Genomic DNA, 26461 nt, shown 5'->3' on the forward strand with positions numbered 1-26461 from the left:
CCAATAGAAATGCCGCTCGTCGAGCGGCATTTTTGCATTCCGGCGCCAGTTGGGCACCTGACGGGGAGCATCAGCGGTAAGGATGCTCGTCGGCAAAGAAATCGATCAAGCCACCTTCGTGTTCGATCAGGATGGACTTGGCGATAATGCCCTCGCGCGCCATTTCCGCGGCGATATCGCGCGCGCGCCATTGCGTGGGGATGATGACCACGTCGACGGGCGCTGTTTTCAGCACGTCGCGGTAGACGATTTCCTGGCCCAGGCCCGGCACGAAGGTGCCGGCCTTGTCGGGATCGGAATCGACCACCAGCGGGAAGCGCTGCGCATCGGCGCCGAACTGATGCATGAAGGCGGCGGCCTTGCCCGTACCGCCCCAGATGGCCACGCGCTGGCCGCCCGTGGCCAGGGTGTCAAGCTGGGCGGCAATGGTCTTGCGGCTGCGCTGGGCGGCAACGGCAAACGCATTGCTGTGGCGCGCCTGGTCGCGCAGCGCCTTCGGAATCTGCAGGCGCACCAGCGCATACACCACTTCGCCGTCATAGCCATGCGCCAGTTGCACCACCTCGCCTGCGCGCTGCATCAGGGTACGGAACGATTCCGTCGTGAAATGCGACATGTGCTCATAGAAGAAATCGGCCAGGCGGCCCGTGGCGAAGACCCGGTCGATACACGGCACTTCGGCAAACAGCCAGATTGGTTTGTCGGAGCGAGAAGCGGCCCACGCCATCTGCTCGACCAGCGAAGCAGGATCGGTCAGATGTTCCAGCACATGGCGGATCACCAGCGCATCGGGCGCGAATTCGGGCACGTCCTGCAGCGGCTGGAAATAGCGCGCGTGAAACTCCACGCCACGGCCCGTTTCCGGCGTGGCGTTCGGATCGAAGCCGATGAACCGCCCCTGCTCGCTGCGCGCGTCGGCCAGCGCGCGCACGAAATGGCCTTCGCCGCAACCGATGTCGATCACCGTCGGCGAAGCCGGCAACTGGGCCAGCAGCACGTCGCGCGTGTCGGCCAGGTGGCCTTTCCAGATGCCGCCCTTGTTGAACATGCGGTTAGGATTGTTTTGATAGGGAATGGCGTCATAGGAAAACGCGCGGTTCCATACGTGGGTGCACTGCGGGCACTGCACGAAATCGTGCGGCTGCACGGCCATTGCCTGCGCTTCGGCCGCACTGGCCGGCCAGCCCAGGGTAGCCAGGGCTTGCTGGCCGCCGTCGAAAAACGCCGCCGCCACCGTGTGGGCACAGACCGGGCACACTGCCGGGAGCAATTGCTGTTTCATGCGAAGATCACTTTCTTGAAATAGGCAATAGTTTCTTTCAAACCATCATGCAGGCTCACCGTCGGCTCCCATTCCAGGGCGGCGCGCGCCCTGGCGATGTCGGGCTGGCGGCGCACGGGATCGTCGGCCGGCAAGGGACGGAAGACCAGTTCGCTTTTCGACTCCGTCAGGCGCAGCACCAGCTCGGCCAGTTCGCGGATGGTGAATTCGGCGGGATTGCCCAGGTTCATGGGACCGATTTCCTGCGTCTGGTTCATCATGCGCACCATGCCTTCGATCAAGTCGTCGACATAGCAGAACGAGCGCGTCTGCTGGCCATCGCCATACAGGGTGATCGGATCGCCGCGCAGCGCCTGCACGATGAAGTTGCTGACCACGCGGCCATCGTTCGGATGCATGCGCGGGCCATAGGTATTAAAGATGCGCACGACGCGGATATCCACGGCCGACTGGCGGTGATAATCGAAGAACAGGGTTTCGGCGCAGCGCTTGCCCTCATCGTAGCAGGCGCGCGGGCCGATCGGATTGACGTGGCCCCAGTAATCCTCGCGTTGCGGATGCACTTGCGGGTCGCCATACACTTCCGAAGTGGACGCCTGCAGGATGCGCGCGCGCTTGCGCTTGGCCAGGCCCAGCATGTTGATGGCGCCCAGCACCGAGGTCTTGGTGGTCGAGGTGGGGTCATTCTGGTAATGCACGGGGCTGGCCGGACACGCCAGGTTATAGATGCGGTCCACCTCCACGTACAGCGGCAGCCAGACGTCGTGGCGCAGCAGCTCGAAGCGCTTGTGGCCCAGCAGGTGGCGGATATTGTCCTTGCTGCCCGTGTAGAAATTATCCACACACAACACATCGTGGCCATCGGCGATCATGCGGTCGCACAGGTGCGAGCCGAGGAAGCCGGCGCCGCCGGTAATCAGGGTGGTACGGGCCATCATTGTTCTCCTGCGTTATCAATCACAGCCATCCGCGCCTGCCACATGCCCCACATGGCGTCTTCGAAATGGCGCGCAAAACGGGGCGCATCGTACAGGGGCGAGGCCAGTACCTGGGCACGCAAGCCGGCGCGCAGGGCCGCCAGCTGCGCCAGGTCTCCGGCTTTCCGGGCCGCGATGGCCACATATTCCTCGTCGTCCGCGGCGACCCAGTCCGGCAAGCCCGCATTGTGCAGTACCGATTCCCCTAAATGCGACAGGAAACTTTTGCCGCAGCGCGTGACGATGGGCAAGCCCATCCATAGTGCTTCCATGCTGGTCGTGCCTCCCGGATACGGGAAGGGATCGAGCACGATATCGGCTTGCTGGTAGGCTGCCAGCAGTTCGTCGCGCGGCAAGGCGCCCTCCAGGCGCAGGCGGTCAGCGCCAATGCCACAACTGGAAAACCGGGCAATAGTACGGCTGCGTACGGCGGCGTCACCCATTTGCAGCGCTCTCAGAAACAGTCGGGAACCGGGCACGGCATGCAAGATCCTGGCCCACACGGCCACCACGCCATCATTCATCTTGTTCAGTTTATTGAAGCAGGCAAACGTGACAAAGCCGTTTTCCAGGGCGGGCAAGGGGCTGACGGAAATATCAAAGTCTGGCGGAGTGAAGCACAAATAGCTGTCCGGCATATGCCACAGCGTTTCCGTGAAAGCGCCGCTCTCTTCCAGCGGCGCGACAAAGCGGTCGCCCAGCAGATAATCCATCTGCTGCACGCCCGTGGTGGCGAAATAGCCGAGCCAGGTGGTCTGCACGGGAGCGGGCCGCCAGGCAAACAGCGGCAACCGGTTATCGGCCGTATGGCCAGACAGGTCGAGCAAGACATGCACGCCATCGGCTTCGATCATTTTCGCGGCCTCCTCGTCTGTCTTGTTGACAATGGGACGCCAGGCGGAAAAATGCGGAGCGATGCGGTCCGTCAAGTCATCCACCTTGATCACGGTCGGATAGGCAATCAGTTCGACTCGCCGCGTGTTCAGCGATGCCAGCATGCTTTCCAGGAAATATCCGACCGGATGCTTGCGCAGGTCGCCCGAGACGATGCCGATGCGCAAGCGCACGGCATCGCGCCGGCAAGACCAGCTTTCGAAAGGCTTGCTGGCACTGGACGCCACCGCTTTGCCGTACCGCCTGGCTTCGGCCAGGTGGCGACCTGTGGCGCTCGTGGCGCTGTAACTTTGCAACATCAGCAAGTTACTATGGGCACTGAAAAACTCGGGCATCATGGTGATCGCCCGGCGATAGCTGAGCTCCGCCGGGCCGAGCCGCCCCAATTCCTGCAGAACCAGCCCCATATTGTTCTGCACTTCCACATCGCGCGGCAATAGCCGGATAGCCTTTTGTATGCACGGCAACGCGGAGCGGAGCTGCCCCTGCATCAACAAGGCCAGTCCCAGCATCTTCCAGGCCACGCCGTCATTCGCCTTGCGGCGCGTCAGCGCGCGCGCCTCACGTTCCAGCTCAGCATAGCGTTGCTGATCGAATAGCACATTCATGTGGGCATTCGGCTGTTGATCGGACTCGGACGGGGTGCTTGCCGGCGTCGGTTGCATGGCTGCCCCATCGGGTATGCCATTCATACCCAAAAGCAATGCCTGTTGCAAGCGGTCCGCGTCCAGACTATCGAGCCCGTGCTTGCGCCCCAGCGCCAGCATTTGCTGTGCCGTTTCATGCTGGCCAGACAGGATCAACGCTTCAATATAGTCGAGCCAGCTCGTGGATTGATCAGGTTGCGCCGCGAGTACGACAGCAAAGCAAGGCACGGCAGCGGCAGCGTCGCCAACCCGCATCCACAACAAGCCAAGTTGTCGATTAGCAAATGGCTCCTGCGGCGCCAGTTCGAGGACCGCCAGGAACAGTTGTGCGGCAAGGTCCAGCTCGTTGTCACGCAAATGCTGCTGCGCCATGTCCAGCGCCGCATTGATGGCCTGTGTTACCTCTTGCGACAGCGGCGCGGCGGCGGAGCTGTTTGCGTCCATATCAGTCGTTATCATAAAAGCTCGAAGTTAGGCCAGATCGCGCTGCCACGACAGCCACGGCAGGCGGAATGTGCGATTTGGTAACAATATTACCAGCTACGCCTTGCGCCAAGACGAGGAGTATGAGGGGAAAGGGGGGGCTTATAGATGCTTTGCAGAATGATGATGAAGGCCCTCATCACTCCTGTGCACGTAAAGCAGCCGCCCCACATACTGAAAATAAAAAATTTTCCACCCTCAAGTTTTTCCCACACCTGTCGTCTAGCGTGCCGCGGCACGGAAAAATGAGGGTAAAAAAATAAAATAAAGAATGTTTTTCCCTATCAACTTTTTCAGGCAGCCACCGATAAACATTACAACGACGGTTTGATTGCTTCAAAGTACAGAGGCAGACCAACGTGAATAGCACATAGCGCAATGTAGTACCTGTCTGGAGAATTAAAATGGCTGCAGTAATTAACACCAACATCGCTTCCCTGAACTCGCAACGCAACCTGTCGACCTCGCAATCGGCCCTGAGCACCTCGCTGCAACGCCTGTCCTCCGGTCTGCGTATTAACAGCGCCAAAGACGATGCCGCCGGCCTGTCGATTTCCGACCGCATGACGTCGCAAATCAACGGCATGACCCAAGCGACCCGCAACGCCAACGACGGCGTATCGCTGGCGCAAACGGCTGAGGGCGCACTGTCGAGCTCGGGCGACATCCTGCAACGCATCCGCCAACTGGCCGTGCAATCGTCGAACGCCACCAACTCGGCCAGCGACCGTCAAGCGCTGCAAACTGAAGTCGGCCAGCTGAATTCGGAACTGAACCGTATCGCTACCACCACCTCGTTCAACGGCCAGGCTTTGCTGGACGGCACGATGGGTACGGCCAACTTCCAGGTCGGCGCCGATGCCAACCAACTGATTTCGGCCAATGGCGCGAACTTCCTGACCAGCACCTACGGTAACAACCGCGTGGAAAATGCCGCAGTCCAAGCTGGCACGGTCAGCAAAGCCGCCGCTGGTGCCCTGGCAATTTCGGGCAAGTTTGGCGCCGCAACCGTTGCCACCGCAACCACTTCGTCGGCCAAGTCGATCGCTGCCGCCGTGAATGCCAAGACTGCCAATACCGGCGTAACGGCTGACGCGCGTACCGACGCCAACCTGACGTTGGGCGTGGAAGCATATTCCTTCAAGATCAATTCGGATAACTCAGCCGCAGCGGACGCCGTCACCGTATCGTTCGCCGTCACTGGCACTGCCGGTACAGCTGCCGACTTCGCCGCTGGCATCAACGCAATCAATGCGCAAACGGCCAAAACCGGCGTGACTGCCCAGTACGATGCTTCGCAAGGCGGCATCAAACTGAGCAACGCAAGTGGCGCAGACATCCAGATCACCAACACGCAAACCAATACGGTATTGAGCGTGGGCACCTATGATGAAAAAGGTGTCAAGCTGGCTTCGCCGCAAACCGTTGCAGCATCGACTGCATCGGCAGTTGCCAACGGCCGCGTCACCTTCGACGGCGACAGCAGCTTCTCGGTCAGCGAAACAACCGCAACTGGCTTGGGCCTGTCGGGTGCAGCTGCAGGCGTGAACAAGGGCTCGACCCTGAAAGCAGTGTCCACCCTGGATGTGACGACCTTTGATGGCGCTCAGCTGGCACTGAAGATCACGGATGCAGCCTTGTCCACGGTCAACAGCCAACGCGCACAGTACGGTGCTTTGCAATCGCGCTTCTCCTCGGCGATCAGCAACCTGCAATCGACGACGGAAAATCTGTCCGCCTCGCGCAGCCGTATCGTCGATACCGACTTTGCTGCAGAAACGGCCAGCCTGACCCGTGGCCAGATCCTGCAACAAGCTGGTACCGCCATGCTGGCACAAGCGAACTCGCTGCCAAACGGCGTGCTGAGCCTGCTGCGCGGCTAATCTCCGATTAGCAACGCTACATCGCTGGACTCAGGTTCCCCTGCCGGATTTCTTCGGCAGGGGAATTTTCACTAGGGGAGCAACATGACTATCGACACCATAGCTGCCGCCTCCGCAGCGCGCATCGACAAGAACTATCCATCCGCGGAAGCGGCTATCGCACGCCCGCAGACGGCACGCAGCGCGAACACCGGCATCGACGCGACGGCCAACAAAGCCAAGGAACCGAGCCGCGAAGAGTTGGACCAGGCCGTTTCGGAACTGAACCAGTCGCCACAGGTCAAAACCCAGGGTTTGCAATTTTCCATCGACGAAGACAGCCAGCGCACCGTGGTCAAAGTGATTGATCAGGAAACGCAGGAAGTCCTGCGCCAGATCCCCACCCGGGAAGCGCTGGAAATCGCCAAGTCATTTGCCTCGGCAAAAGGCCAGCTGATCAGCCAGAGCGTCTAGGCCCATGCCTACAGCAAGCGCAGAACCAATGCAGTATCGCAACATAGCAAGGGAAGCGCGAGCCAGGGCCAGCCAAATAACCTCCGGTCTGGCCCTGCCTTTTATCATGCCACTCATGCAACATTCCTCCGCATTTCCCGCCTGACTTTTCCGCAAATAGGAAACAGGGCCATAAAAGCCCCTCTCAAGTCCTGATTAATTCTGCCGATAACAGCTTATATTAGTGTTTTCCTAGGAGCAGACAGTGGCCATCGCACCAACCTTATCCTCCCCGGGTATCGGCAACAGCATCCTGGACGTGAACTCCATCATCGAAAAGCTGATGACCGCCGAATCGGCGCCCCTGGCAGGCTATGACAAGAAAACCGCTTCCTACCAGGCCAAGCTGAGTGCGCTGGGCACCCTGAGCGGCGCCGTGGGCGCCTTCCAAACGTCGCTCTCCGGCCTGAGCAACAGTAACAATTTCCGCGCCGTCTCGGCAATGCCTGGCGACCCGCTGGTATTTACGGCCACGGCCGGCGCCAAGGCCGTGGCCGGCAACTACAATATCAATGTCAGCCAGCTGGCGCAATCGCAAACCTTGACCTCGGCCGGCTACGCCAGCAAGATTTCCACCATCGGCTCGGGCGCCAAGACGACCATTTCCTTCCAGCTCGGTAAAGTTGCCGGCGGCACCTTCGGCATGAACGGCACGGCGCTCAGCGGCGCGACTTTACAAAATGGCATCAGCAACGGCTCCCTGACACTGAATGGCACGGCCATTCCCACGGATAGCACGATCAAGAGCGCGCGCGCGCTGGCCGAAGCCATCAATGCCAAGAGCAGTACCACGGGCGTGACGGCCACGGCACAGCCGGCCGCCAGCAGCGCCACCCTGTTCGCCGGCTATGGCAATGTTGCCACCGGTGCCGATGGCACCTATGCGCTGTCCGTCGGCGGCATCAATATCGTTACGCAAGGCAATGGCGTAGCTGCGGGCGCCGGCATCACTGGCGCCTCGCTCGACACCACCCTGGCCGGCCCCAACGCCATCTCGAATGCGCTGGCCGATGCCAATATCACCGTCACCGGCAAGGCGGCCGACGGCACCTTGCAATTTACGCGCGCCGACGGCACGAACATCCAGATCGAGGAAGTGGTGACGGGCGACGTCAAGGGCGGCATCGGCCATGCGTCCACGGCCACCAACACGGGCTTCAACGTCACCGTCGCCAGTTCCATCACGCTCAGTTCGACCAACGGCAGCCCCATCACGGTTGCCGGCAGCAATCCGGCCGCCGCCGGACTGACGGCCGGCACGGGCGGCGCCTATATCGGTAGCGGCTTTACCCAGGATGCGACGCAGGCGACCGGCACGGTGGTCATCGATTCCACGAACAACTCGCTGCAAGGCATCCGCGACGCCATCAACAATGCGGGTCTGGGCGTGACCGCCAGCATCGTTTCCGATGGTTCGGACAAGCCCCACCATCTGGTGCTGAGCTCGGCAAAGTCGGGCGCCAATTCAAGCATGAAGATTTCACTCAGCGGCAGCGATGGCCAGCCAGCCGACAGCGCGCTGAGCGACTTGCTGTCGTACGACGCGTCGGGCACGCAAAACCTGAAACAGAACAGCGCCGCGCAGAACACCATGCTCAGCGTCAATGGCATTCCCATCACGAACACTTCGAACAGCATCGACAGCGCCATCGAAGGCGTCACCTTGAACGTGCTGAAGGTGGGCAGCAGCTCCTTGTCCGTTTCCAAGGATACGTCGACGGTGAAGACCAGCGTCACCGCCTTTGTCAAGGCTTACAACGACTTGAACGCGTCGATCGCCAAGATGACGTCCTACAATGCGGAAACCAAGCAGGCCGGCGTCATGCTGGGCGATTCGACCACGCAATCGATCCAGTCCCAGCTGCGCAAGCAGCTGAGCACCTCGATCAGTGGCTTGGCCGGCAACCTGAAGACCCTGGACCAGGTCGGCATTACCTTCCAGAAAGACGGCAGCCTGGTGCTGGACTCGGCCGTGCTGGACAAGGCCATCAGCGCCAACTTCTCGGACGTGGCCGGCCTCTTCTCCGCGCTGGGGAAAACCACGGACAGCAACGTCAGCTTCACCAGTTCGACGGCCGCCACCAAGCCTGGCACGTACGCGCTGAACATCACCAACATGGCCAGCCAGGGCACTCTGAAGGGCGCCCTGACCTTGCCAGCATCGACGACGATCGCCAGCGACACCACCTGGAGCGTCACCCTGAACGACACGGACCCTGCGGCGGCCAAGAATACGGCCACCGTGACCATTCCTGCCGGTAACTATACGCCCGCCCAGCTGGCCGGCATGATCCAGTCGTCGATCAACGGGGTGAAGACCTTCAGTGAAAACGGCGGATCGGTGACGGCTTCGATCGATGGCAGCGGCCGCCTGGTGGTAGCGTCGGCCCGGTATGGTTCCGTCTCCAACCTGGCCGTGGCCAGCGTGACCGGTACGGGCGTCGAGTCGCTGATCGGCGCCGGCATCACCCCCACCAAGGGCACGGACGTGGCCGGCACCATCGGCGGCCAGCCCGTCATCGGTTCGGGCCAGACCCTGACAGGCGCGCCCGGTTCGCCGGCCGACGGCCTGAAGGTCGAAGTGACGGGCGGTGGCCTGGGCGACCGGGGCACGGTGAGCTTTTCGCAAGGCTATGCCTACCAGCTGAACAACATGGCCGCCTCCTTCCTTGGCACGGACGGCCTCATCACGGGCCGCACCGCGGGCATCAATAACAGCATCAAGGATGTGGCCGACCAGCGCCAGCGCTTTGCCGACAAGCTCAATACCATCGAGGCGCGCTACCGCGCCCAGTATTCGCGCCTGGACGTGACGCTGAGCAAATTGACGTCCACGCAAACTTATTTGACCCAGCAGCTGGCCTCCATCGCCGCCAACCGCTAAGCCCAACCATCAGGAGAACATATGTTTGGAACCCAACAACGCGGCGTCAACGCCTATGCCAAGGTCGGCCTGGAGACGGGCATCGTTTCGGCCTCGCCGCATAAGCTGATCGTGATGCTGTACGACGGCGCCCTGGTGGCTGTGCTCAGCGCGCAGATGCACATGAAATCGGGCAATGTGCCGGAAAAAGGCAAGTCCATCTCGAAAGCCATCCAGATCATCGACAATGGCTTGCGCGCCAGCCTGGACAAGGAAGCGGGCGGCCAGATCGCCGAAGGCCTCGACGCCCTGTATGAATACATGAGCGCGCGCCTGCTGACGGCCAATCTGAACAACGATGTTACCCTGCTGGAAGAAGTACAGCGCCTGCTGACCGACCTGCGCGAAACCTGGAACGCCATCGGCGCCACCCCCGCCGCCATTCCCGGTGCCGATTTGAAACGTATGCCCAGCCTTGCGAGCGCCTGACCCATGATGACGAATCAAGAAGTCCTGACCACCTACGAAGCCATGCAGACCCTGACGGGCCAGATGGTAACCGCCGCCACCAACGCCGACTGGGACGAGCTCGAAGCGCTGGAACAGCGCATCAGCGCGCATGTGGCCACGCTGAAGGCGAATGAAGAAAAAGTCGTGCTGGAAAGTGCTGGCCGCCAGCGCAAGGTTGCCCTGATCAAGCAGATCCTGGAAGACGACCGCAAGATCCGTGACCTGACCATGCCATGGATGGCGCAATTGTCCAAGCTGATCAACAGCACCGGCACTGAACGGCGCCTGGCCAACGCCTACGGCGCGTAAGCGCACACGGGGGCGCCATGTTGCCGAAGATGGATGCGATCGGCATGACGCCCTTGACCCCGGTCAAGGCCACGCGGGCGGCCGATGCCGTCGCCGACCCGCGCCAGGCCGAGTTCCAGCGCTCGCTGCAGGGACTCATCGGCAAATCCATGCAGGGACAAGTACTGGCCCGCATGGGCGACGGCAGCTTCCTCGTGCGCGTGGCCGGCACCCCCGCCCGCATGCAGCTGCCCGCCGGCGCCCAGCCGGGTACGGAAATCCCCCTGACCTTGATCGGCATCAATCCCCGCCCCTCTTTTCAGATCGGCAATAACCGCGACCAGCCCGCCAGCGCCCTGCTGACGTATGCGGACGCGGACGCAGAACCGGACGCGGCCGAAACGCGTGGTCCCCAGGCCGGCGCCGCCCAGGCGGGCACGCGCGCCAGCAGCACGGCCGCCACCCTGCTCAGCCGTGCCCCCCTGACGCCAGCCAATCTGCTGCCCGCTCTCGCAGGCGACTCGCCTGCGCCCGAGCTGAGCACCACCGCGCGCGCCATCAGCAGCGTGCTCAGCCAGGCCGAAAGCGTGCCCGGCGCGCCCCTGTCGCTGGTCGGCAAGACGCCGCTGATGGCCACGCCGGGGGCCGCCCCGGCCCAGGTAGCCCAGAACCTGCGCGATGCGGTCGGCAGCAGCGGCCTGTTCTATGAATCGCATGTGGCCGAATGGGCCGAAGGCAAGCGGCCGCTGGCGTCGCTGCTGCTGGAGCCGCAAATGCAGAAGGCGGCACAGGGCGACATGGCCAGAACGGGTACCGACCTGGCCTCGGCGCAACTGATCAATTTACAGCTGCATACGCACGAACAGGCGCGCGTGCAGTGGCAGGGCGAAGCCTGGCCCGGCCAGAAGATGCAGTGGGATATCAGCAAGGATGCGCCGGAAGGACAGCAGCACGATGGCCGCGATGGCGACGAGGAAGCGACGGCCTGGCGCAGCAATGTGCGCTTCCAGTTTCCCCTGCTGGGCGATCTGGCCGCGCACGTGGTCTTGCAGGGCGGCCGCGTGGCCATCCAGCTGCAGGCGGGCAGCGAAGGCAGCGCCGACACCTTGCGCCAGCATGCGGCGCGGCTGGAAGCGTCGCTCGACGCGGCGGGATGGCCACTATCGTCGCTGACGATCGCCGGCAAGCCGGACGCTGCCGAGCCAGCGGAAGCAGATGATGCTTGACGACACCAGGCGCAAGGTGCCGCAGACGGCCGTCGCGCTGGCCTACCAGAGCGGCACGCCGGCGCCCAAGGTGGTGGCCAAGGGCAGCGGCCTGATCGCGGACCAGATCATCAGCACGGCGCGCGAACACGGCGTCTTCGTGCATGAATCGAAGGAATTGGTGGCGCTGTTGATGGATGTCGACCTGGACCGCCAGATTCCGCCCGGCCTGTATCGGGCGATTGCGGAACTGCTGGCCTGGTTATATCATATTGAATCTGCGAATGGCGGGCCGATCCCGCCGCCGCCCGACACCAGCGTCAACCTCACCGATACATAGACAGGCATCAATGCAAGCACATATTATGGATTCCGGCCTCGAAAACTGGCATGATTTTGAAGTGGAATCGCGGCGGGAAATCATCGCCTTGCTGCGCAGCATCAGCGAAAAGAACCAGCTGATCCGCATGCTGATCCACGGTGAATCCGATGTGTGCGTCACCTCCATCCTGGAAGTCGATGCCGAACGCGATACCGTCATCCTCGACCGTTCCGTGAACGCCGACCAGAACCGGCGCATGGTGGCCGCCACAGGCATCTCGTTTGAAACCTCGCTCGACAAGATCCGCATCCTGTTTGCCAGCGCCCTGGTGGAAGAGTGCAATTATGGCGGCACGCCCGCCTTGAAAATTGCTATTCCAGAAACACTGATCCGCTTGCAGCGGCGCGAGTATTACCGCATGACGACGCCCGTGAGCAATCCCGTGCGCGTGGCAATTCCCCTGCCGCCCTCGCTGGGCGGCGCCGACACCCTGTTCCCGCTGGCCGACATCAGCTGCGGCGGCATCGCCATCCTCGACAATAAACTGATGCTGGGCGAAACCATCGGCAGGGACTATCCCGGTTGCCGCATCGATTTGCCCGATGTCGGCATCGTCACCGCGACTTTACAAATTCGCAATTCGCTGGACATGACCCTGCTGAACAACAAGCTGAACCGCCGCCTCGGCTGCCAGTTCGTCGACCTGCCGCGCAGCATGCTCGCGCACGTGCAGCGCTATATCACGCGTCTCGAACGAGAACGGAATGCGCGCATGGCTGGGCTGGGCTAAGCGTCAGTTGACCCAGAACGCAAGGGCTGGGGTCGGACCCTGAGGGTCCGACCCCAGTCTTCGTTTTGGGTCATCAACAGTTAAACCTGCATGTTCATGATCTCATGATATGCAGAAACTAACTTATTGCGCACCTGCACCGTCGCCTGGAATTCGATGCTCGACTTTTGCATCGACACCATCACGTCCGACAGGCTGACCTTTTCATCGCCCATGGTAAAGCGCTGGCCCAGCGCCGACGAGGCCTTTTGCGCGCCGCTCACGGAGTCCAGCGCGCTCTTGAAGGCATCGGCAAAATTCACCTTCGCTGCCGGCATCTCGGTCTGGATCGCCGGTATTTTCGCCTCCGGCCGCGTGGCCGCCGACTTCAGTTGCGCGATCATCGCCTCGATCCTGCTGCTATCGATACCGCCTGTTTTCACTTTGCCTCCCGATTCTGGTCTGCTGCATAACTGTTCCTTGCCTGTTGCACCCAGAGAACAAAACCCTGGCTTGCCTGGCAACGACGGGTACAATAACTTCCGTCACATGTTGCCAGGGTTCCACAATACCAGCGCCAACGCCAGCCGCTCGGCCGAGCAGGCGGCAAAAGCGCCTTCTATTTGGACGATTGAAGCGCGTGACAGTGGCGGATAATTCTGCATATCGCCCCCTCCTCCCGAGGAAGCGGCCCCACGCAGCACCGAATACCCGTCAAACCACACGCCCTGGAAGGCAATCATGGCTGTAGCCGAAGAAATCGATGTAAACCGCATACCGCCTGAACCGGCGCCTGCCCGCTCGCCCGTGGAATCCGTGCAAGCCTTCGCCAAGACGCCGATGGGCAAGAATTTCCTGCGCGGCCTGGGCGTGGCGGCACTGATCGCCATCGGCGTGGCCCTGTACATGTGGAACCAGCCGCCCGAATACAAAGTCCTGTTCTCCAACTACACGGACCGCGACGGCGGCGCCATCACCGCATCGCTGGACCAGCTGGGCATCAAGCACAAGTTTTCCGAAGGCGGCGGCGCCATTCTTGTGCCATCCGAACAAGTCCACGATGCGCGCCTGAAACTGGCCGCGCAAGGCTTGCCGAAAGGCGGCAACGTGGGCTTCGAGCTGATGGAGAACCAGAAGCTGGGCGTGTCGCAGTTCCTGGAACAGGTCAATTTCCAGCGCGCGCTGGAAGGCGAACTGGCGAAATCGATCGAATCGGTGTCCGCCGTCGATACGGCGCGCGTCCACCTGGCCCTGCCGAAACCGTCCGTCTTCGTGCGCGAACAGCAAAAACCGACGGCTTCCGTGCTGCTGAACCTGCACCCGGGCCGCGGCCTCGACCAGTTGCAGGTGAGCGCCATCGTGCACCTGGTGGCATCCAGCGTGCCGGAATTGCTGCCAATCAATGTCACCGTGGTCGACCAGGCCGGCACCCTGCTGTCGAACCAGGAAAAGGACAAGGACCGCGCCAACGGCATCAAGAGCCTGGACCCGAACCAATTAAAGTACGTGCAGCAGTTGCAGCAAAGCGTGATCAAGCAAGTCGAATCGATCCTGCTGCCCATCGTCGGCGAAGGCAATGTGCGCGCCGAAGCGACGGCCGACGTGGATTTCTCGCAAAGCGAGCAGGCGGCCGAAACCTACAAGCCGAATTCGCCGCCGGAAGCATCCACCATCCGCAGCCAGCAGACGAGCGAATCGACGGGCGCCGGCAATGCCAACCCGTCCGGCGTGCCGGGCGCGCTGTCGAACCAGCCGCCAGGCGTGGCAACGGCGCCGCTGACGGCCGAGGCGCCTGGCGCCCCGGGTGGCGCGCCGACGGCGCCGACACAGAAGGAATCGACGACGAATTACGAAGTTGACAAGACCGTGCGCTACGAACAGAAATCCATGGGCGGCCTGCGCCGCCTGTCGGTCGCCGTCGTCGTCAATTACCGCCGCACTTTCGACAAGGATGGCAAGGTCACGGTCAAGCCGATTTCCCCTGCCGAAATGGTCCAGATCAATAATCTGGTGAAGGAAGCGATGGGCTACAACAAGGAACGCGGCGACAGTTTCAGCGTGGCCAACTCGCCCTTCGACGGCATCGACCGCGCGCCGGAAGGCAAGCTGGAGTGGTGGCGCGACCCGGCCAACTTGCCGCTGGCCAAGGAACTGGCGAAATTCCTCATCACCGCCCTGATCCTGCTGTACATCTTCATCAAGATCGTGCGTCCGATGCTGCGCCCCGTGATGCGCAAGATCGACGATTTCGGCGCGCCGCCGCCCGTCATCGAGCCGGAACTGGCCAAGGACGGCGAAGAAAACGAAGTCCTGCTCAGCGAAGCGGAGCTGGAAGAACTGGAAGAAGATACGGCCCGCGGTTATCGCGAAAACCTGGCGATGGCCAGGAAACTGGCGCAGGAAGACCCGCGCGTGGTGGCCAACGTAATCAAAGCATGGATAGGCAATAATGACTGAGACAACGGGACTGCAAAAAGCATCGATCCTGATGCTGGCACTGGGCGAAAGCGAAGCGGCCGAGGTCATGAAATTCCTCGGCCCGCGCGAAGTGCTGAAACTGGGCGCCGCCATGGCCACCATGAAGGGCATCGCGCACGAGCAGGTGGTCGAGGTGCTCGACGACTTCCGCGCGCAGACGGAACTCAATTCCACCGTCGGCCTCGATTCGGACGAATACATCCGCCAAGTCCTCACCAAGGCGCTGGGCGACGACAAGGCGTCCGTGCTGCTGTCGCGCATCCTGGGCGGCAAGGATGCGTCCGGCATCGAATCGCTGAAGTGGATGGATTCGCAATCCGTGTCCGAGCTGATCCGCAACGAACACCCGCAGATCATCGCCACCATTCTCGTCCACCTGGAACGCGACCAGGCTTGCGAAATCCTCGGCCACTTCACGGACCGTCTGCGCAACGACGTGGTCTTGCGCATCGCCACCCTGGACGGCGTACAGCCGGCCGCCTTGCGCGAACTCAACGACGTGCTGACGAAACTGTTGTCCGGTAACGAAAACATCAAGAAATCGTCGCTGGGCGGCGTGCGCGCGGCGGCCGAGATCCTGAACTTCATGAGCGGCGAGCAGGAAGGCTCCGTCATGGACAATATCAAGAACTACGACAACGACATGGCGCAAAAGATCATGGACGAAATGTTCGTGTTCGACAACGTGATCGATATCGACGACCGCGGCATCCAGCTGCTGTTGCGCGAAGTGCAGTCGGAAATGCTGATCATCGCCCTGAAAGGCGCCTCGCAAGAGCTGCGCGACAAGATCTTCAAGAACATGTCGCAGCGCGCCGGCGAGATGATGCGCGAAGACCTGGAGTCGAAAGGCCCCGTGCGCCTGTCGGAAGTGGAATCGCAGCAGAAACAGATCCTGCAGATCGTGCGCCGCCTGGCGGACGAGGGGCAGATTGTCTTAGGCGGAAAAGGCGAGGATTCGTTTGTCTAATTTGATTCCCAAAGAGCAGCAAACCGCCTACCAGCGCTGGGAAATGACCTCGTTTGGCGACGAGCGTCCCAGCGTGGTGGCGGCGCGCAAGCTGCTCGAACCGGACCCCGAGCCCGAGTTCGACCCATTTGCCGAGCTGCACGAGGAAGAACCGGCTCCGCCGCTCGAATATCCGACGCAGGAAGAACTCGACGCCATCCGCGAGGAGGCGCGCGCCACGGCCTTCGACGAAGGCCGCGCGGCCGGCTATGCGGAAGGCCATGCGGCCGGACATGCCGATGGCCACGCGCAATCGTATGCGGAAGGCAAGGCGGCTTCCGCCATCGAGCTGGCGCATCTGCAAACCATCGCCGTCGACTTCGGCACGGCCGTGCACCAGGCCGACGAACTGATCGCCAATGACGTGATGGAACTGGCCCTGCAGCTGGCCAAGGGCATGCTGAAGACGGCCTTGCCCGTGCGTCCCGAACTGATGCTGCCCGTGGTGCGCGAAGCCATCGAATACTTGCCTGTACTACAACAACCTGCCTTGCTGATGCTCAACCCGGAAGACGCGCAAGTCGTGCGCGACGGCATCGGAGACGAGCTCGACAAGGGTGGCTGGCGTGTCATCGAAGACCCCAGCGTGGAACGCGGCGGTTGCAAGATCGACACGGCCAGCAACCAGATCGACGCGCAGACGTCCACCCGCTGGCACCGCCTGACGCATGCGCTGGGCAAAGACCTGGACTGGCTGGCGCCGTGAGCGAGCCCGTCAAAGGCCCCACAGCCCATGCGGCGCGCTGGCGCGCCTACCTGAGCGACTGTTCGGCCGTGGTCGGTTTTGTCGAACCGATGCAGATTTCAGGCCGGGTGACGCGCGTGGCCGGCCTGGTGATGGAAGCCGTGGGCCTGCGCCTGGCCGTCGGCGCCGCCTGCACCGTGCCGCTGCCGAATGGCGGCCGGGTCGAGGCGGAAGTGGTGGGGTTTGAAGGCGAACGCCTGTTCTTGATGCCGCAAAGCGACGTCGAAGGCATCGTGCCCGGCACGCGCGTGTTTTCCGTCGAACCGGCCATTCCCCGCCCCGGCAGCGTGGCGCACCCGCGCCGCCGCCCCAGCGACCGCGCGCGCCACCTGCCCGTGGGTCCGCAACTGCTGGGCCGCGTGCTCGATGGCGCGGGCCGTCCGCTCGACCAGCTGGGCCCGCTGCACACGACCGACAGCGCCCCCATCAACGTGCGCCCCGCCAATCCCCTGGGCCGCGCGCCCATCGTCGACACGCTCGACGTGGGCGTGCGCTCGATCAATGCCATGCTGACCGTGGGCCGCGGCCAGCGCATGGGCCTGTTTGCCGGTTCCGGCGTGGGTAAAAGCGTGCTGCTGGGCATGATGGCCCGCTACACGGAAGCGGACGTGATCGTCGTCGGCCTGATCGGCGAACGGGGACGCGAAGTCAAGGAATTCATCGAGCAGATTCTCGGCGCCGAAGGCCTGGCCCGCTCCGTCGTCGTGGCCGCGCCGGCCGACACGCCGCCGCTGATGCGCCTGCAAGGGGCCGCATATGCGACGGCGATTGCCGAACACTTCCGCGATCAGGGGCAAAACGTGCTGCTGATCATGGATTCGCTGACCCGCTACGCCATGGCGCAGCGCGAAATCGCCCTGGCCATCGGCGAGCCGCCTGCCACCAAGGGCTATCCGCCGTCCGTCTTCGCCAAGCTGCCCGTGCTGGTGGAGCGGGCCGGCAATGGCGAGGAAGGCGGCGGCTCGATCACGGCCTTCTACACCGTGCTGACCGAGGGCGACGACCAGCAGGACCCGATCGCCGACTCGGCGCGCGCGATTCTCGATGGCCACATCGTGCTGAACCGCCGCCTGGCCGAAGCGGGACACTATCCGGCCATCGACATCGAGCAATCGATTTCGCGTGCGGCCCATTCGATCACCACGCACGAGCACCAGCAGCAGGCGCGCAAGCTGAAACAGCTGTATTCGCGCTATGAACGCAGCCGCGACCTGATCAGCGTGGGTGCCTACAGCGCCGGCACCGATCCCGTGCTGGACCAGGCCATCGCCCTGCATGAAAAGATTGAAGCGTTTTTACAACAGCAAATCACGGAGCGGGTCAGCATGGACGAGAGCTTGGGGCAACTTACCGCTCTATTCGAGTGATTAGGGCTTGCATAGCGGGAATATAATCAGTCATGGCTTCTCCTTCCCAACTTGCAACCCTGATCGACCTTGCCCAGCGCGAAACGGACGACTGTGCCAAGCGCCTGGGCGCGGCCCTGAAAGCGCTCGACGATTGCCGCGAAAAGCTCGACATGCTGTCCGGCTACCGCGACGACTATGCCAAGCGCTTCGAGGCCAGCATGAGCAGCGGGATCACGCCCATGGCTTACCGTAACTTCCAGGCCTTCATGGTCAAGCTCGACAGCGCCATCCTGGGCCAGCAGCAAGTAGTCGAGCATGCACAGGCGCGCAGCGACAATGAAAAGATGCGCTGGCAGCTGGCCGAACGCAAGCGCATGTCGTACACCACCCTGAACAACCGGGCGCAGGAACAGGCGCTGAAGCTGGAAAACAAGCGCGACCAGAAAGCAATGGATGAGCACGCGGCGCGACAAGCCTATTACAAACGCTAAGCAACACTGAGGCAGCATCATGCAAACCCAGCCAACCCCGATTTCCCAGATAGTCTCGCCGAACGCCACGCCGGGCGCCGCCAACCGCAGCCAGCCGTCCGCCAGCGGCACGGCGGGCGACTTCCAGCGCACCCTGAACCGCCAGATCGAGCAGCGCCAGGCCAGCCGCAATATGGCGCAAGCGCAAGTACAAGCACCTGCGCCGACGGCCCGCCCTGCTGCCACGCCAGCACCCGCCCAATCGCCAGCGACCGAAGCGAAGCCGGCGCAGGCAGACACGGAACAGGCGGCCAGCAGCGAACAGCCGCCCGTGCAATCGAGCGAGGCGGCGACACCCGACAGCGCCACGGCCGAGGCCAGCGTGCCCGCCGCCCCCGCCGCAACAGTCACGCCGCCAGCCGATCCGGCCGCCGAGATGCTGGCCCTGGTGGGCAGCATCCAGCTGGCCATCCAGCCGCCAGCGGCCAAGGCCGTGCCGGAACTGCCGGCCCGCGCCAGCGTCAAGGCCGAGGGCAAGAACCTGGCAACAGGGCCCTTGCTGGCAGCCGGCCAGGGCAGCGGCAAGGCCGCCGCCACCGTCATCGCGCAAGCCGACAGCGGCGACTTTGCCGACAGCCTGCTCCAGGCCCAGGGCAAGACAGCCGCCGCGCCAGGCGCCAGCGTGCCGGCCGGCAAGGCCGAACCTGGCAAGCTGGCCATCGACGCGCAACTGGCAGCCACCGCCAAGGCTGGCGCCGCCATGGCCGAGCCGATCATCAAGGAAACACCTGCCGACCTGAGCCGCCTGGCGGCCCAGTTGCAGCCGGGCGCGCTGCAGCAGGCCGCGGCCGCTGTGGCCGTGCCGAGCGACAAGCTGGCGGGCCGGGTCGGCACGCCGGCCTGGGACCAGCAACTGGGACAGAAAGTCGTGTGGATGGCGGCCGGCGGCGACCAGAGCGCCACGCTGACCCTGAATCCGCCCGACCTGGGACCCGTGCAAGTGGTACTGACGGTCACCAATGACCAGGCCGATGCCGCCTTCATGTCGGCCCAGCCGGAAGTGCGCCAGGCGCTCGAAGCGGCCATGCCGCGCCTGCGCGAAATGATGAGCGAAGCGGGCATCGCCTTTGGCAGCGCCACGGTCTCGGCCGGCACGCCGGAACAGCAGGACCAGGGTAACCGGGAAGCATCTGGCGGACGCCGCGGCAATGGCCAGGGTGGCGGCGTCTCCGGTGGCGAGATCGCCATCGCGCCGGCCACCGGCACACGCAGCCGGCCCAGCCTGAGTGCCGTGGATACCTTTGCCTGAGGATAATTCGTCGTCCTCGGGCCACAGGCGTGCCCCACAGCGTAACTTTTCGTCTAAAAACAGCGAGTTGAGGGCGCTTCCGCCCTCTTTTCACTGCATCCTTCTGCGCAGAATTTGCCGATAATGACATAATGGCGTCGTGATCCACTTCCATGCACTCGAGTACCATTGAAAGCAAATCCAAAAATGAAAGCAGATCCGAAAGCAGATGCAGGCCTGGCTCCCGCCGGCGCCTCGAAAAAGAAGCTTCTGATCATCGTGCTGGCCTCGGTGCTGGTGGCTGGCGGTATCGGTGGCGGTGCCGCCTGGTACTTCCTGCATGGCAAGGCCGATAAAGAAGAATCGGCGCCCAGCAAGAAAAAACATGCCGCGTCCAAGGCAGGTCCGCCCGTCTTCGTGCCCGTCGATGCCTTCACCGTCAACTTGCAGCCGGAAAATGGCGAACAATACCTGCAGATCGCGTTTACCCTGCAGGTGAGCAGTCCGGAAGAGATGGATTCCATCAAGCTAAACATGCCGAAGGTGCGCAGCCGCCTGCTGCTACTGCTGTCCGGCAAGAAGGCATCCGAACTCAATACCGTGGAAGGCAAGCAGCAGTTGGCGGCCGAAATCATCAATCAGGTGAACCAGCCGTTCGAGGACAAAGGGCCGGAGCAGGACGTGACGGACGTATTATTTACCGCATTCATCATTCAATAAGCAGCCATGGCCGATAATTTCCTCTCCCAGGAAGAAGTCGATGCCCTTCTGAAGGGCGTCAACGGAGACCAGGACGACGCGCAGGCGCCGGAAGATGTCACGGGAGTTCGTACCTACAACCTGGCAACCCAGGAGCGCATCGTGCGCGGCCGGATGCCAACGTTGGAAATTATCAACGAGCGTTTCGCCCGGCTGCTGCGCGTGGGCCTGTTCAACTTCCTGCGCCGCAGCGCCGAAGTGTCGGTCGGTTCCGTGCGCGTCTCGAAATACAGTGAGTTCATCCGTAATCTGGTAGTGCCGACCAATCTGAATTTGGTGCACATGAAGCCGCTGCGCGGCACGGCCCTGATGGTCTTCGATCCGGGCCTGGTCTTCCTGCTGGTCGACAACCTGTTCGGCGGCGACGGACGTTTCCATACGCGCGTCGAAGGGCGCGACTTTACGCAGACGGAGCAGCGCATCATCCTGCGCATCCTCGACATCGTCTTCGAAGCCTATACCAAGTCGTGGGAGCCGGTCTTCCCCGTCGAGTTCGAATATATCCGTTCAGAAATGAACACGCAGTTCGCCAACATCGCCACGCCGAACGAGGTGGTGGTGGCGTCCACGTTTACGGTGGAATTGGGCTCCGTTTCCGGACAAATCCACTTCTGCATGCCGTATTCGATGATCGAGCCGATCCGCGATTCGCTGACCTCGAGCCTGCAGGGCGAGGCGCTGGAGGTGGACAAGCGCTGGATCCGCCTGATGACGCAGCAGATCCAGATCGCCGAAGTCGAGCTGGTGGCCTCGCTGGGCACGGCGCGCGTGTCGTTCGATGAAATCCTGAACATGAAGGTGGGCGACATCATCCCCCTGAATATTCCCGAACTGATCGCCGCCACCGTCGACGGCGTGCCCGTGATGGATTGCACCTACGGCGTGTTGAACGGACAATATGCATTGAAGGTGGAGAAACTCCTCGCCAATGCCGATAACATGAATAACCACTAAATAAAATACCCGGGCCGCTGCGGTCCGTATCAGTACAACAGGAGAAACACATGTCTGACAACCAAGACGACCAAAGCGCGGAAGACGATTGGGGCGCGGCCATTGCCGAGCAGGCCAAGGCGGAAGCCGAAGCGCTGCAGAACCAGGCCGCCAATACGGCCAGCGCGGCCAGCGCCGCCGTGTTCAAGGACTTTTCCAAGCAGGCATCAAAGTCGGAAACGCACAACGATATCGATTTCATCCTCGATATCCCCGTGCAACTGACGGTCGAACTGGGCCGTACCAAGATCGCCATCAAGAACCTGCTGCAGCTGGCACAGGGTTCCGTGGTCGAGCTCGACGGCCTGGCCGGCGAACCGATGGACGTGCTGGTGAACGGCTGCCTGATCGCCCAGGGCGAAGTGGTGGTGGTGAATGACAAGTTCGGCATCCGCCTGACCGACATCATCACGCCTTCCGAACGTATCCGAAAACTCAATAAATGAAGCCTGGCCTGTTGATTTCCACCGTGCTGCCGCTCCTGGCGGCATGCAGCATTGCCCAAGCTGAACCGGCAGCGGCCTCGGCACCTGCGGCCAGCACCGCCAGCGCTTCCGTGGCGGTGGCAAGCGAGACGCCGCCAGCCGCGACGGTGCCAGCCGCCGCAGCGGTGCCGGCCTCCGCGCCTGCCGCCGTCCTGCCCGCCATGCCGCCCGGCGCGCCGATGACGATGGCGCCGACCAGCTCGGCCGGCAGCCTGCTGCAAACCATCCTGGCGCTGATGTTCGTGCTGGCCCTCCTGATCGGTCTGGCCTGGTTCATGAAGCGCTATGGCCCCAAGGTCATGGGCGGCAACAACAAGATGCGCGTCGTCAGTTCGCTCAACCTGGGCGGACGCGAACGCATCGTCCTCGTCGAAGTGGCCGACCAGTGGATCGTCGTCGGCGCCTCGCCCGGCAGGATCAACGCGCTGGCCACCATGCCGCGCCAGGAAGGCGATCTGCCGCAACTGGCCACGGCGCAAAACGGCCCCGCGGCCGCCAATTTTTCCGAGTGGCTGAAACAGACCATCGAAAAACGCAATGGGAAATAAGCAGCAGATGGCGTGGTCCACCTTGAAGACTCCCCTGACCTGGCTGCTGGCGGCAGCCGCCCTGGCCTTGCCGCTATGGGCCATGGCCCAGCCGGGCATCCCGGCCTTCAACAGCACGCCGGCGCCGGGCGGCGGCCAGAATTACTCGCTGCCGGTGCAGACGCTCATCCTGATGACGTCGCTCACCTTCCTGCCCGCAGCCTTGCTGATGATGACCTGCTTTACGCGCATCATCATCGTGCTGTCCCTGCTGCGCCAGGCCATCGGCACGCAATCGGCGCCGCCGAACCAGGTGCTGGTGGGCCTGGCCCTGTTTTTGACCCTGTTCGTCATGGGTCCCGTGTTCGACAAGATTTATACAGATGCGTACCAGCCCTATCAGGAAAACAAGATCACCATGCAGCAGGCGATGGACAAGGGCGTCGATCCCCTGAAAACCTTCATGCTCAAGCAGACGCGCCAGGCCGACCTGGCCCTGTTCGCCAAGATGTCGCGCTCGCCGGCCCTGCAAGGTCCGGAAGACGTGCCGCTGCGCATCCTCGTGCCGGCCTTCGTCACCAGCGAACTGAAGACGGCGTTCCAGATCGGCTTTGCCATCTTCATCCCGTTCCTGATCATCGACATGGTGGTCGCCAGCGTGCTGATGTCGATGGGTATGATGATGATGTCGCCGGCCACGATCTCGTTGCCGTTCAAGCTGATGCTGTTCGTGCTGGTCGATGGCTGGCAGTTGCTGCTGGGCTCGCTGTCACAGAGTTTTTACTAGGGGAAATACGATGACACCCGAAAGCGTCATGACCCTGGGCCGCCATGCGATGGAAATCACCCTGATGGTGGCGGCGCCCATGCTGCTGGTCGCCCTCATCATCGGCTTGATCGTGAGTATCTTCCAGGCGGCCACGCAGATCAACGAGGCGACCCTGTCCTTCATCCCCAAGCTGGTCGGCATTTTCGTCGCCATCGTCGTGGCGGGCCCCTGGATGCTGTCCGTCATGCTCGACTACATGCGCCAGGTCTTCACGGGCATCCCGAACCTGGTGGGTTAGTGCAGCCATCGCTGATCCTCCTATGCTGACCCTGTCCAGCATCGAACTCAATACCTGGATCGCAGCACTGCTGTGGCCGCTTAGCCGCATCCTCGGCCTGATCGCGGCCGCTCCCCTGTTCGGCAACGCGGCCGTGCCCGCCACAGTGAAAGTGACCCTGGGCGCGCTGCTGGCCATGATCATCGCCCCCACCGTGCCGGCCTTGCCTGCCGTCAACCCGATGTCCTTGCCCGGCTTGCTGATCCTCACACAGGAGATGCTGGTGGGCCTGGCCATGGGCTTTTCCATCCGCATCGTGTTTTCTGCCATCGAAATGGCCGGCGAGATCAGCAGTCTCACCATGGGCCTGGGCTTCGCCTCGTTCTTCGATCCGCAAACCAAGGGCAGGTCTTCGGCTATCAGCCAGTTCCTCGTCATGCTGGCCACATTGATGTTTTTGACCGTCAACGGCCACCTGGTCTTGCTGGCGGCGCTGGCGGAAAGCTTTGTCAGCCTGCCGATTTCGTCGAGTCCCATCAGCGGCGGCGGTTTCCAGCAATTGGCGGCCTGGGGCGGGGAAATCTTCCGTTCCGGCCTGCAAATTTCGCTGCCCATCATCGCTGCCTTGCTGCTGACCAACGTGGCGCTGGGCATCTTGACACGGGCCGCGCCGCAGCTGAACATCTTTGGTATCGGCTTCCCCGTCACCCTGGGCGTGGGCTTGCTGGTGATCGGCATGGTCCTGCCCTACCTGGCCACGCCATTCCAGAACATGTTCCTGCGCGGCATAGAAACAGCGCGCCTGCTGCCGCGCGGCTTTGCCACGCGCGACCGGCCACCGCCGCCCGCGCCACCGAATCCCTTGCGCCCCGCAGCACCGGCAACGCCAGCACCATAAGAACAGGCATCAAGCCTGGTCTGTGCTCAACGCCACGCGCCAGCGCCGCAGGTCGACATTCAAACGCAACTGGTGATGCCTGACCAGGTAGCGCACGCCGACGAGGGCCGCCGCCAGGCCCGACAGGGCGGCTATGCCCAGCGCCCAGCGCGGGCCGAAGGTGTCGGCCACCCAGCCCACGATGGGCGCGCCCAGCGGCGTGCCGCCCGCCGAGATGGCCAGCAGTATCGCCATCACGCGGCCCCGCATGGCGGGCGCCGTCGACAGTTGCACGCTGCTGTTGACGCTGGTGGTAAAGGTTTGCGCGGCGATGCCGATGACCACCAGCATCATGCCGAACAGCCAGTAATTGGGCATCACGGCGGCCAGCGCGCAGGCCAGGCCGAACAGCGCAGCCGCCCCCAGCAGCAAGGCCAGCGTGGGCTGGCCGCGTCCCGCCGCCAGCAAGGCGCCGGCCACGGAGCCGCACGCCATCACGGAACTGAGCACGCCATACTGGCCGGCGCCCGCATGGAAGGCCGTCACCGACATGGTCGACAGGAAAATCGGGAAGTTCAGTCCGAAGGTGCCGATCAGGAACAGCATCAGCAAGATAGCCATCAGGTCCGGCCGCTGGCGCACATAGCGGAAACCCTCGCCCAGGCTGGCGCGCGTGGCCTTCAGGCGCGGCGCGCGGCGCAGCAATTCCACGCGCAGCAGCAACAGCGAACCGATCACGGCGGCAAACGAGACGGCGTTGATGATGAAGACCCAGCCGCTGCCAACGCTGCTGATGAGCAAGCCGGCGACCGCCGGGCCCAGCATGCGCGCCGCATTGAACGAGGTGGAATTGAGCGCCACGGCATTCGTCAAATCTTCTTCGCCGACGATTTCAGCAACAAAAGTCTGGCGCACGGGCGAATCGAAGGCCGTCACGCAGCCCAGCAGGAAAGCAAACACATACACGTGCCACAGTGCTACCTGTCCACTGATGCACAATATCCCGAGTCCCAGCGCCAGCAGTCCCATGGCCGCCTGCGTGCACAGCAGCAATTTCCTGCGGTCAAGCAAATCGGCCGCCATGCCAGTGAGCGGCAGCAACAGCAGTTGCGGGCCGAATTGCAAGGCCATGACGATGCCGACGGCGCTGGCATTGTGCTGCGTCAATTCGCTCAGCACCAGCCAATCCTGCGCCGTGCGCTGCATCCAGGTGCCGATATTCGACACGAGGGCACCACCGGCCCAGATACGGTAATTGGGAATGCGTAGCGAACGGAATGTGTTGTTCATCTGGGCGTGCGGGCTCCTTGCCGGGGTCGTGGTGAAAAATTCAGCGGATCACTCCGCCAAGCGTTTGAGTAATGCCACCGCCTTGTCCAGTTCGGTGACTTCGTCCGGCGTGAGCCGGGTTTCAATGGTGCGCGCCAGCCAGTCTTCGCGCGCGGCGCGGCTGGCCGCGATCCAGGCGCGGCAGCTGTCCGTCAGCGTCAAGATGGTTTGCCGGCCATCCAGCGGGTCGGGCGAGCCCGTCACCATCTGCGCCTCCGTCAACGCTTGCACGGTGGCGGCCATCGACTGGGGCCGCATGCCTTCGGCGCGCGCCAGGCTGCTGGCCGTGGCGGGACCGTCGCGTTCGAGGCGGCTGAGCACGGATGCCTGCGACATGCTGACATCGCCCAGGTGCGCCTCTTCGCGCAGGCGGCGGCGCAATTTGCCGACCAGGATGCGCAATTCGCCGGCCAGTTGCAGAACTAGTTCGTGGTCTTCTTGTGGGGTGCGCATACTAGCCGTGTGGTGGATCAACAGCCCCTACTATAACA

28 protein-coding genes are annotated in these 26461 nt (G+C 62.8%); 21 read left to right on the top strand and 7 right to left on the bottom strand.

From position 1 onward, the window contains the following. Window positions 1-70: 70 nt before the first annotated feature. The 3 genes from CSQ92_RS14665 to CSQ92_RS14675 are packed head-to-tail and all read right to left on the bottom strand — an operon-like array spanning window position 71 to window position 4244. Window positions 71-1282: a class I SAM-dependent methyltransferase gene (locus CSQ92_RS14665; protein WP_099388814.1), complete on the bottom strand. Its 1212-nt coding sequence runs from the start codon at window positions 1280-1282 to the stop codon at window positions 71-73. Next, window positions 1279-2220, bottom strand: coding sequence for a UDP-glucuronic acid decarboxylase family protein (locus CSQ92_RS14670; RefSeq protein ID WP_070281287.1), 942 nt, complete (start codon window positions 2218-2220; stop codon window positions 1279-1281). Before CSQ92_RS14670 ends, CSQ92_RS14665 begins: the two co-directional genes overlap by 4 nt. Continuing rightward, entirely contained in the window at window positions 2217-4244 is a 2028-nt protein-coding gene (locus tag CSQ92_RS14675; protein WP_180277013.1) for a tetratricopeptide repeat protein, read from the bottom strand. The genes CSQ92_RS14670 and CSQ92_RS14675 overlap by 4 nt, the downstream gene beginning before the upstream one ends. Window positions 4245-4687: 443 nt before the next feature. Here CSQ92_RS14675 and CSQ92_RS14680 point away from each other — a divergent pair, with 443 nt between their 5' ends. The 8 genes from CSQ92_RS14680 to CSQ92_RS14715 all read left to right on the top strand — a co-directional run bounded on the left by CSQ92_RS14680 (window position 4688) and on the right by CSQ92_RS14715 (window position 12636). Further along, window positions 4688-6166 (top strand): flagellin N-terminal helical domain-containing protein, encoded by a 1479-nt coding sequence (locus CSQ92_RS14680; RefSeq protein WP_092608519.1) that lies wholly within the window; start codon window positions 4688-4690, stop codon window positions 6164-6166. Window positions 6167-6250: 84 nt separating this feature from the next. After that, window positions 6251-6619 carry a flagellar protein FlaG gene (locus CSQ92_RS14685; RefSeq protein ID WP_070281290.1) on the top strand — a complete coding sequence of 123 codons (369 nt, stop codon included), beginning with the start codon at window positions 6251-6253 and terminating at the stop codon, window positions 6617-6619. A gap of 244 nt (window positions 6620-6863) precedes the next feature. After that, window positions 6864-9542, top strand: coding sequence for a flagellar filament capping protein FliD (gene fliD / locus CSQ92_RS14690; protein WP_257219218.1), 2679 nt, complete (start codon window positions 6864-6866; stop codon window positions 9540-9542). A gap of 21 nt (window positions 9543-9563) precedes the next feature. After that, window positions 9564-10010: a flagellar export chaperone FliS gene (gene fliS / locus CSQ92_RS14695; RefSeq protein WP_092608516.1), complete on the top strand. Its 447-nt coding sequence runs from the start codon at window positions 9564-9566 to the stop codon at window positions 10008-10010. A gap of 3 nt (window positions 10011-10013) precedes the next feature. Continuing rightward, window positions 10014-10340, top strand: a complete 327-nt coding sequence (locus tag CSQ92_RS14700) for a flagellar protein FliT (protein ID WP_070259351.1) — start codon at window positions 10014-10016, stop codon at window positions 10338-10340. Window positions 10341-10357: 17 nt separating this feature from the next. Further along, a complete protein-coding gene (gene fliK, locus CSQ92_RS14705) occupies window positions 10358-11545 on the top strand; it encodes a flagellar hook-length control protein FliK (RefSeq protein ID WP_099394442.1) in 1188 nt (395 codons plus the stop codon). Beyond that, window positions 11538-11864: an EscU/YscU/HrcU family type III secretion system export apparatus switch protein gene (locus CSQ92_RS14710; protein ID WP_034787205.1), complete on the top strand. Its 327-nt coding sequence runs from the start codon at window positions 11538-11540 to the stop codon at window positions 11862-11864. Before fliK ends, CSQ92_RS14710 begins: the two co-directional genes overlap by 8 nt. 25 nt (window positions 11865-11889) lie before the next feature. Then, entirely contained in the window at window positions 11890-12636 is a 747-nt protein-coding gene (locus CSQ92_RS14715) for a flagellar brake protein (RefSeq protein WP_080753686.1), read from the top strand. Between the two features lie 80 nt (window positions 12637-12716). On the opposite strand, the gene fliE is transcribed toward CSQ92_RS14715, so the two are convergent. Both fliE and CSQ92_RS14725 read right to left on the bottom strand, forming a co-directional pair. Further along, window positions 12717-13019, bottom strand: coding sequence for a flagellar hook-basal body complex protein FliE (gene fliE / locus CSQ92_RS14720; protein ID WP_230539976.1), 303 nt, complete (start codon window positions 13017-13019; stop codon window positions 12717-12719). Window positions 13020-13160: 141 nt separating this feature from the next. Next, on the bottom strand, window positions 13161-13358 hold the full coding sequence (locus CSQ92_RS14725; RefSeq protein WP_099394443.1) for a hypothetical protein: 198 nt from the start codon (window positions 13356-13358) through the stop codon (window positions 13161-13163). Here CSQ92_RS14725 and fliF point away from each other — a divergent pair. The 13 genes from fliF to fliR all read left to right on the top strand — a co-directional run bounded on the left by fliF (window position 13357) and on the right by fliR (window position 24662). Continuing rightward, window positions 13357-15072, top strand: a complete 1716-nt coding sequence (gene fliF / locus CSQ92_RS14730; RefSeq protein ID WP_070281292.1) for a flagellar basal-body MS-ring/collar protein FliF — start codon at window positions 13357-13359, stop codon at window positions 15070-15072. The two genes, CSQ92_RS14725 and fliF, sit on opposite strands and share 2 nt — an antisense overlap. Then, complete coding sequence (gene fliG, locus CSQ92_RS14735) at window positions 15065-16063, top strand: flagellar motor switch protein FliG (protein WP_034787109.1); 999 nt, start codon at window positions 15065-15067, stop codon at window positions 16061-16063. The genes fliF and fliG overlap by 8 nt, the downstream gene beginning before the upstream one ends. Before the next feature lie 43 nt (window positions 16064-16106). After that, complete coding sequence (locus CSQ92_RS14740; protein WP_052140559.1) at window positions 16107-16808, top strand: flagellar assembly protein FliH; 702 nt, start codon at window positions 16107-16109, stop codon at window positions 16806-16808. An 89-nt stretch (window positions 16809-16897) separates the two neighbouring features. Continuing rightward, window positions 16898-18214, top strand: a complete 1317-nt coding sequence (gene fliI, locus CSQ92_RS14745) for a flagellar protein export ATPase FliI (RefSeq protein WP_240317724.1) — start codon at window positions 16898-16900, stop codon at window positions 18212-18214. 32 nt (window positions 18215-18246) lie between these two features. Further along, a complete protein-coding gene (gene fliJ / locus CSQ92_RS14750; protein ID WP_070259362.1) occupies window positions 18247-18687 on the top strand; it encodes a flagellar export protein FliJ in 441 nt (146 codons plus the stop codon). Window positions 18688-18706: 19 nt separating this feature from the next. Then, entirely contained in the window at window positions 18707-19975 is a 1269-nt protein-coding gene (locus tag CSQ92_RS14755) for a flagellar hook-length control protein FliK (RefSeq protein ID WP_257219219.1), read from the top strand. Window positions 19976-20161: 186 nt separating this feature from the next. Continuing rightward, window positions 20162-20674, top strand: a complete 513-nt coding sequence (gene fliL, locus CSQ92_RS14760) for a flagellar basal body-associated protein FliL (protein WP_070259366.1) — start codon at window positions 20162-20164, stop codon at window positions 20672-20674. Between the two features lie 6 nt (window positions 20675-20680). Then, window positions 20681-21667, top strand: coding sequence for a flagellar motor switch protein FliM (gene fliM / locus CSQ92_RS14765; protein ID WP_034754035.1), 987 nt, complete (start codon window positions 20681-20683; stop codon window positions 21665-21667). A gap of 50 nt (window positions 21668-21717) precedes the next feature. Then, window positions 21718-22152, top strand: coding sequence for a flagellar motor switch protein FliN (gene fliN / locus CSQ92_RS14770; RefSeq protein ID WP_034754038.1), 435 nt, complete (start codon window positions 21718-21720; stop codon window positions 22150-22152). After that, window positions 22149-22739, top strand: coding sequence for a flagellar biosynthetic protein FliO (fliO, locus tag CSQ92_RS14775; RefSeq protein WP_034787132.1), 591 nt, complete (start codon window positions 22149-22151; stop codon window positions 22737-22739). Before fliN ends, fliO begins: the two co-directional genes overlap by 4 nt. A gap of 7 nt (window positions 22740-22746) precedes the next feature. Beyond that, on the top strand, window positions 22747-23505 hold the full coding sequence (fliP, locus tag CSQ92_RS14780) for a flagellar type III secretion system pore protein FliP (RefSeq protein WP_370385431.1): 759 nt from the start codon (window positions 22747-22749) through the stop codon (window positions 23503-23505). A gap of 10 nt (window positions 23506-23515) precedes the next feature. Further along, window positions 23516-23785 carry a flagellar biosynthesis protein FliQ gene (fliQ, locus tag CSQ92_RS14785; RefSeq protein ID WP_034754044.1) on the top strand — a complete coding sequence of 90 codons (270 nt, stop codon included), beginning with the start codon at window positions 23516-23518 and terminating at the stop codon, window positions 23783-23785. A 22-nt stretch (window positions 23786-23807) separates the two neighbouring features. Continuing rightward, on the top strand, window positions 23808-24662 hold the full coding sequence (fliR, locus tag CSQ92_RS14790; protein ID WP_099394444.1) for a flagellar biosynthetic protein FliR: 855 nt from the start codon (window positions 23808-23810) through the stop codon (window positions 24660-24662). A 9-nt stretch (window positions 24663-24671) separates the two neighbouring features. Here fliR and CSQ92_RS14795 read toward each other — a convergent pair whose 3' ends face one another. Beyond that, window positions 24672-25931, bottom strand: a complete 1260-nt coding sequence (locus CSQ92_RS14795; RefSeq protein WP_099394445.1) for an MFS transporter — start codon at window positions 25929-25931, stop codon at window positions 24672-24674. Window positions 25932-25979: 48 nt separating this feature from the next. After that, the gene (locus tag CSQ92_RS14800) at window positions 25980-26423 is read right to left on the bottom strand and encodes a MarR family winged helix-turn-helix transcriptional regulator (protein WP_099394446.1); all 444 of its coding nucleotides are present in this window, start codon (window positions 26421-26423) and stop codon (window positions 25980-25982) included. Between the last annotated feature and the right edge of the window lie 38 nt (window positions 26424-26461).

The sequence above is a fragment of the Janthinobacterium sp. BJB446 genome (assembly GCF_002735655.1).
GTDB lineage: Bacteria > Pseudomonadota > Gammaproteobacteria > Burkholderiales > Burkholderiaceae_D > Janthinobacterium > Janthinobacterium lividum.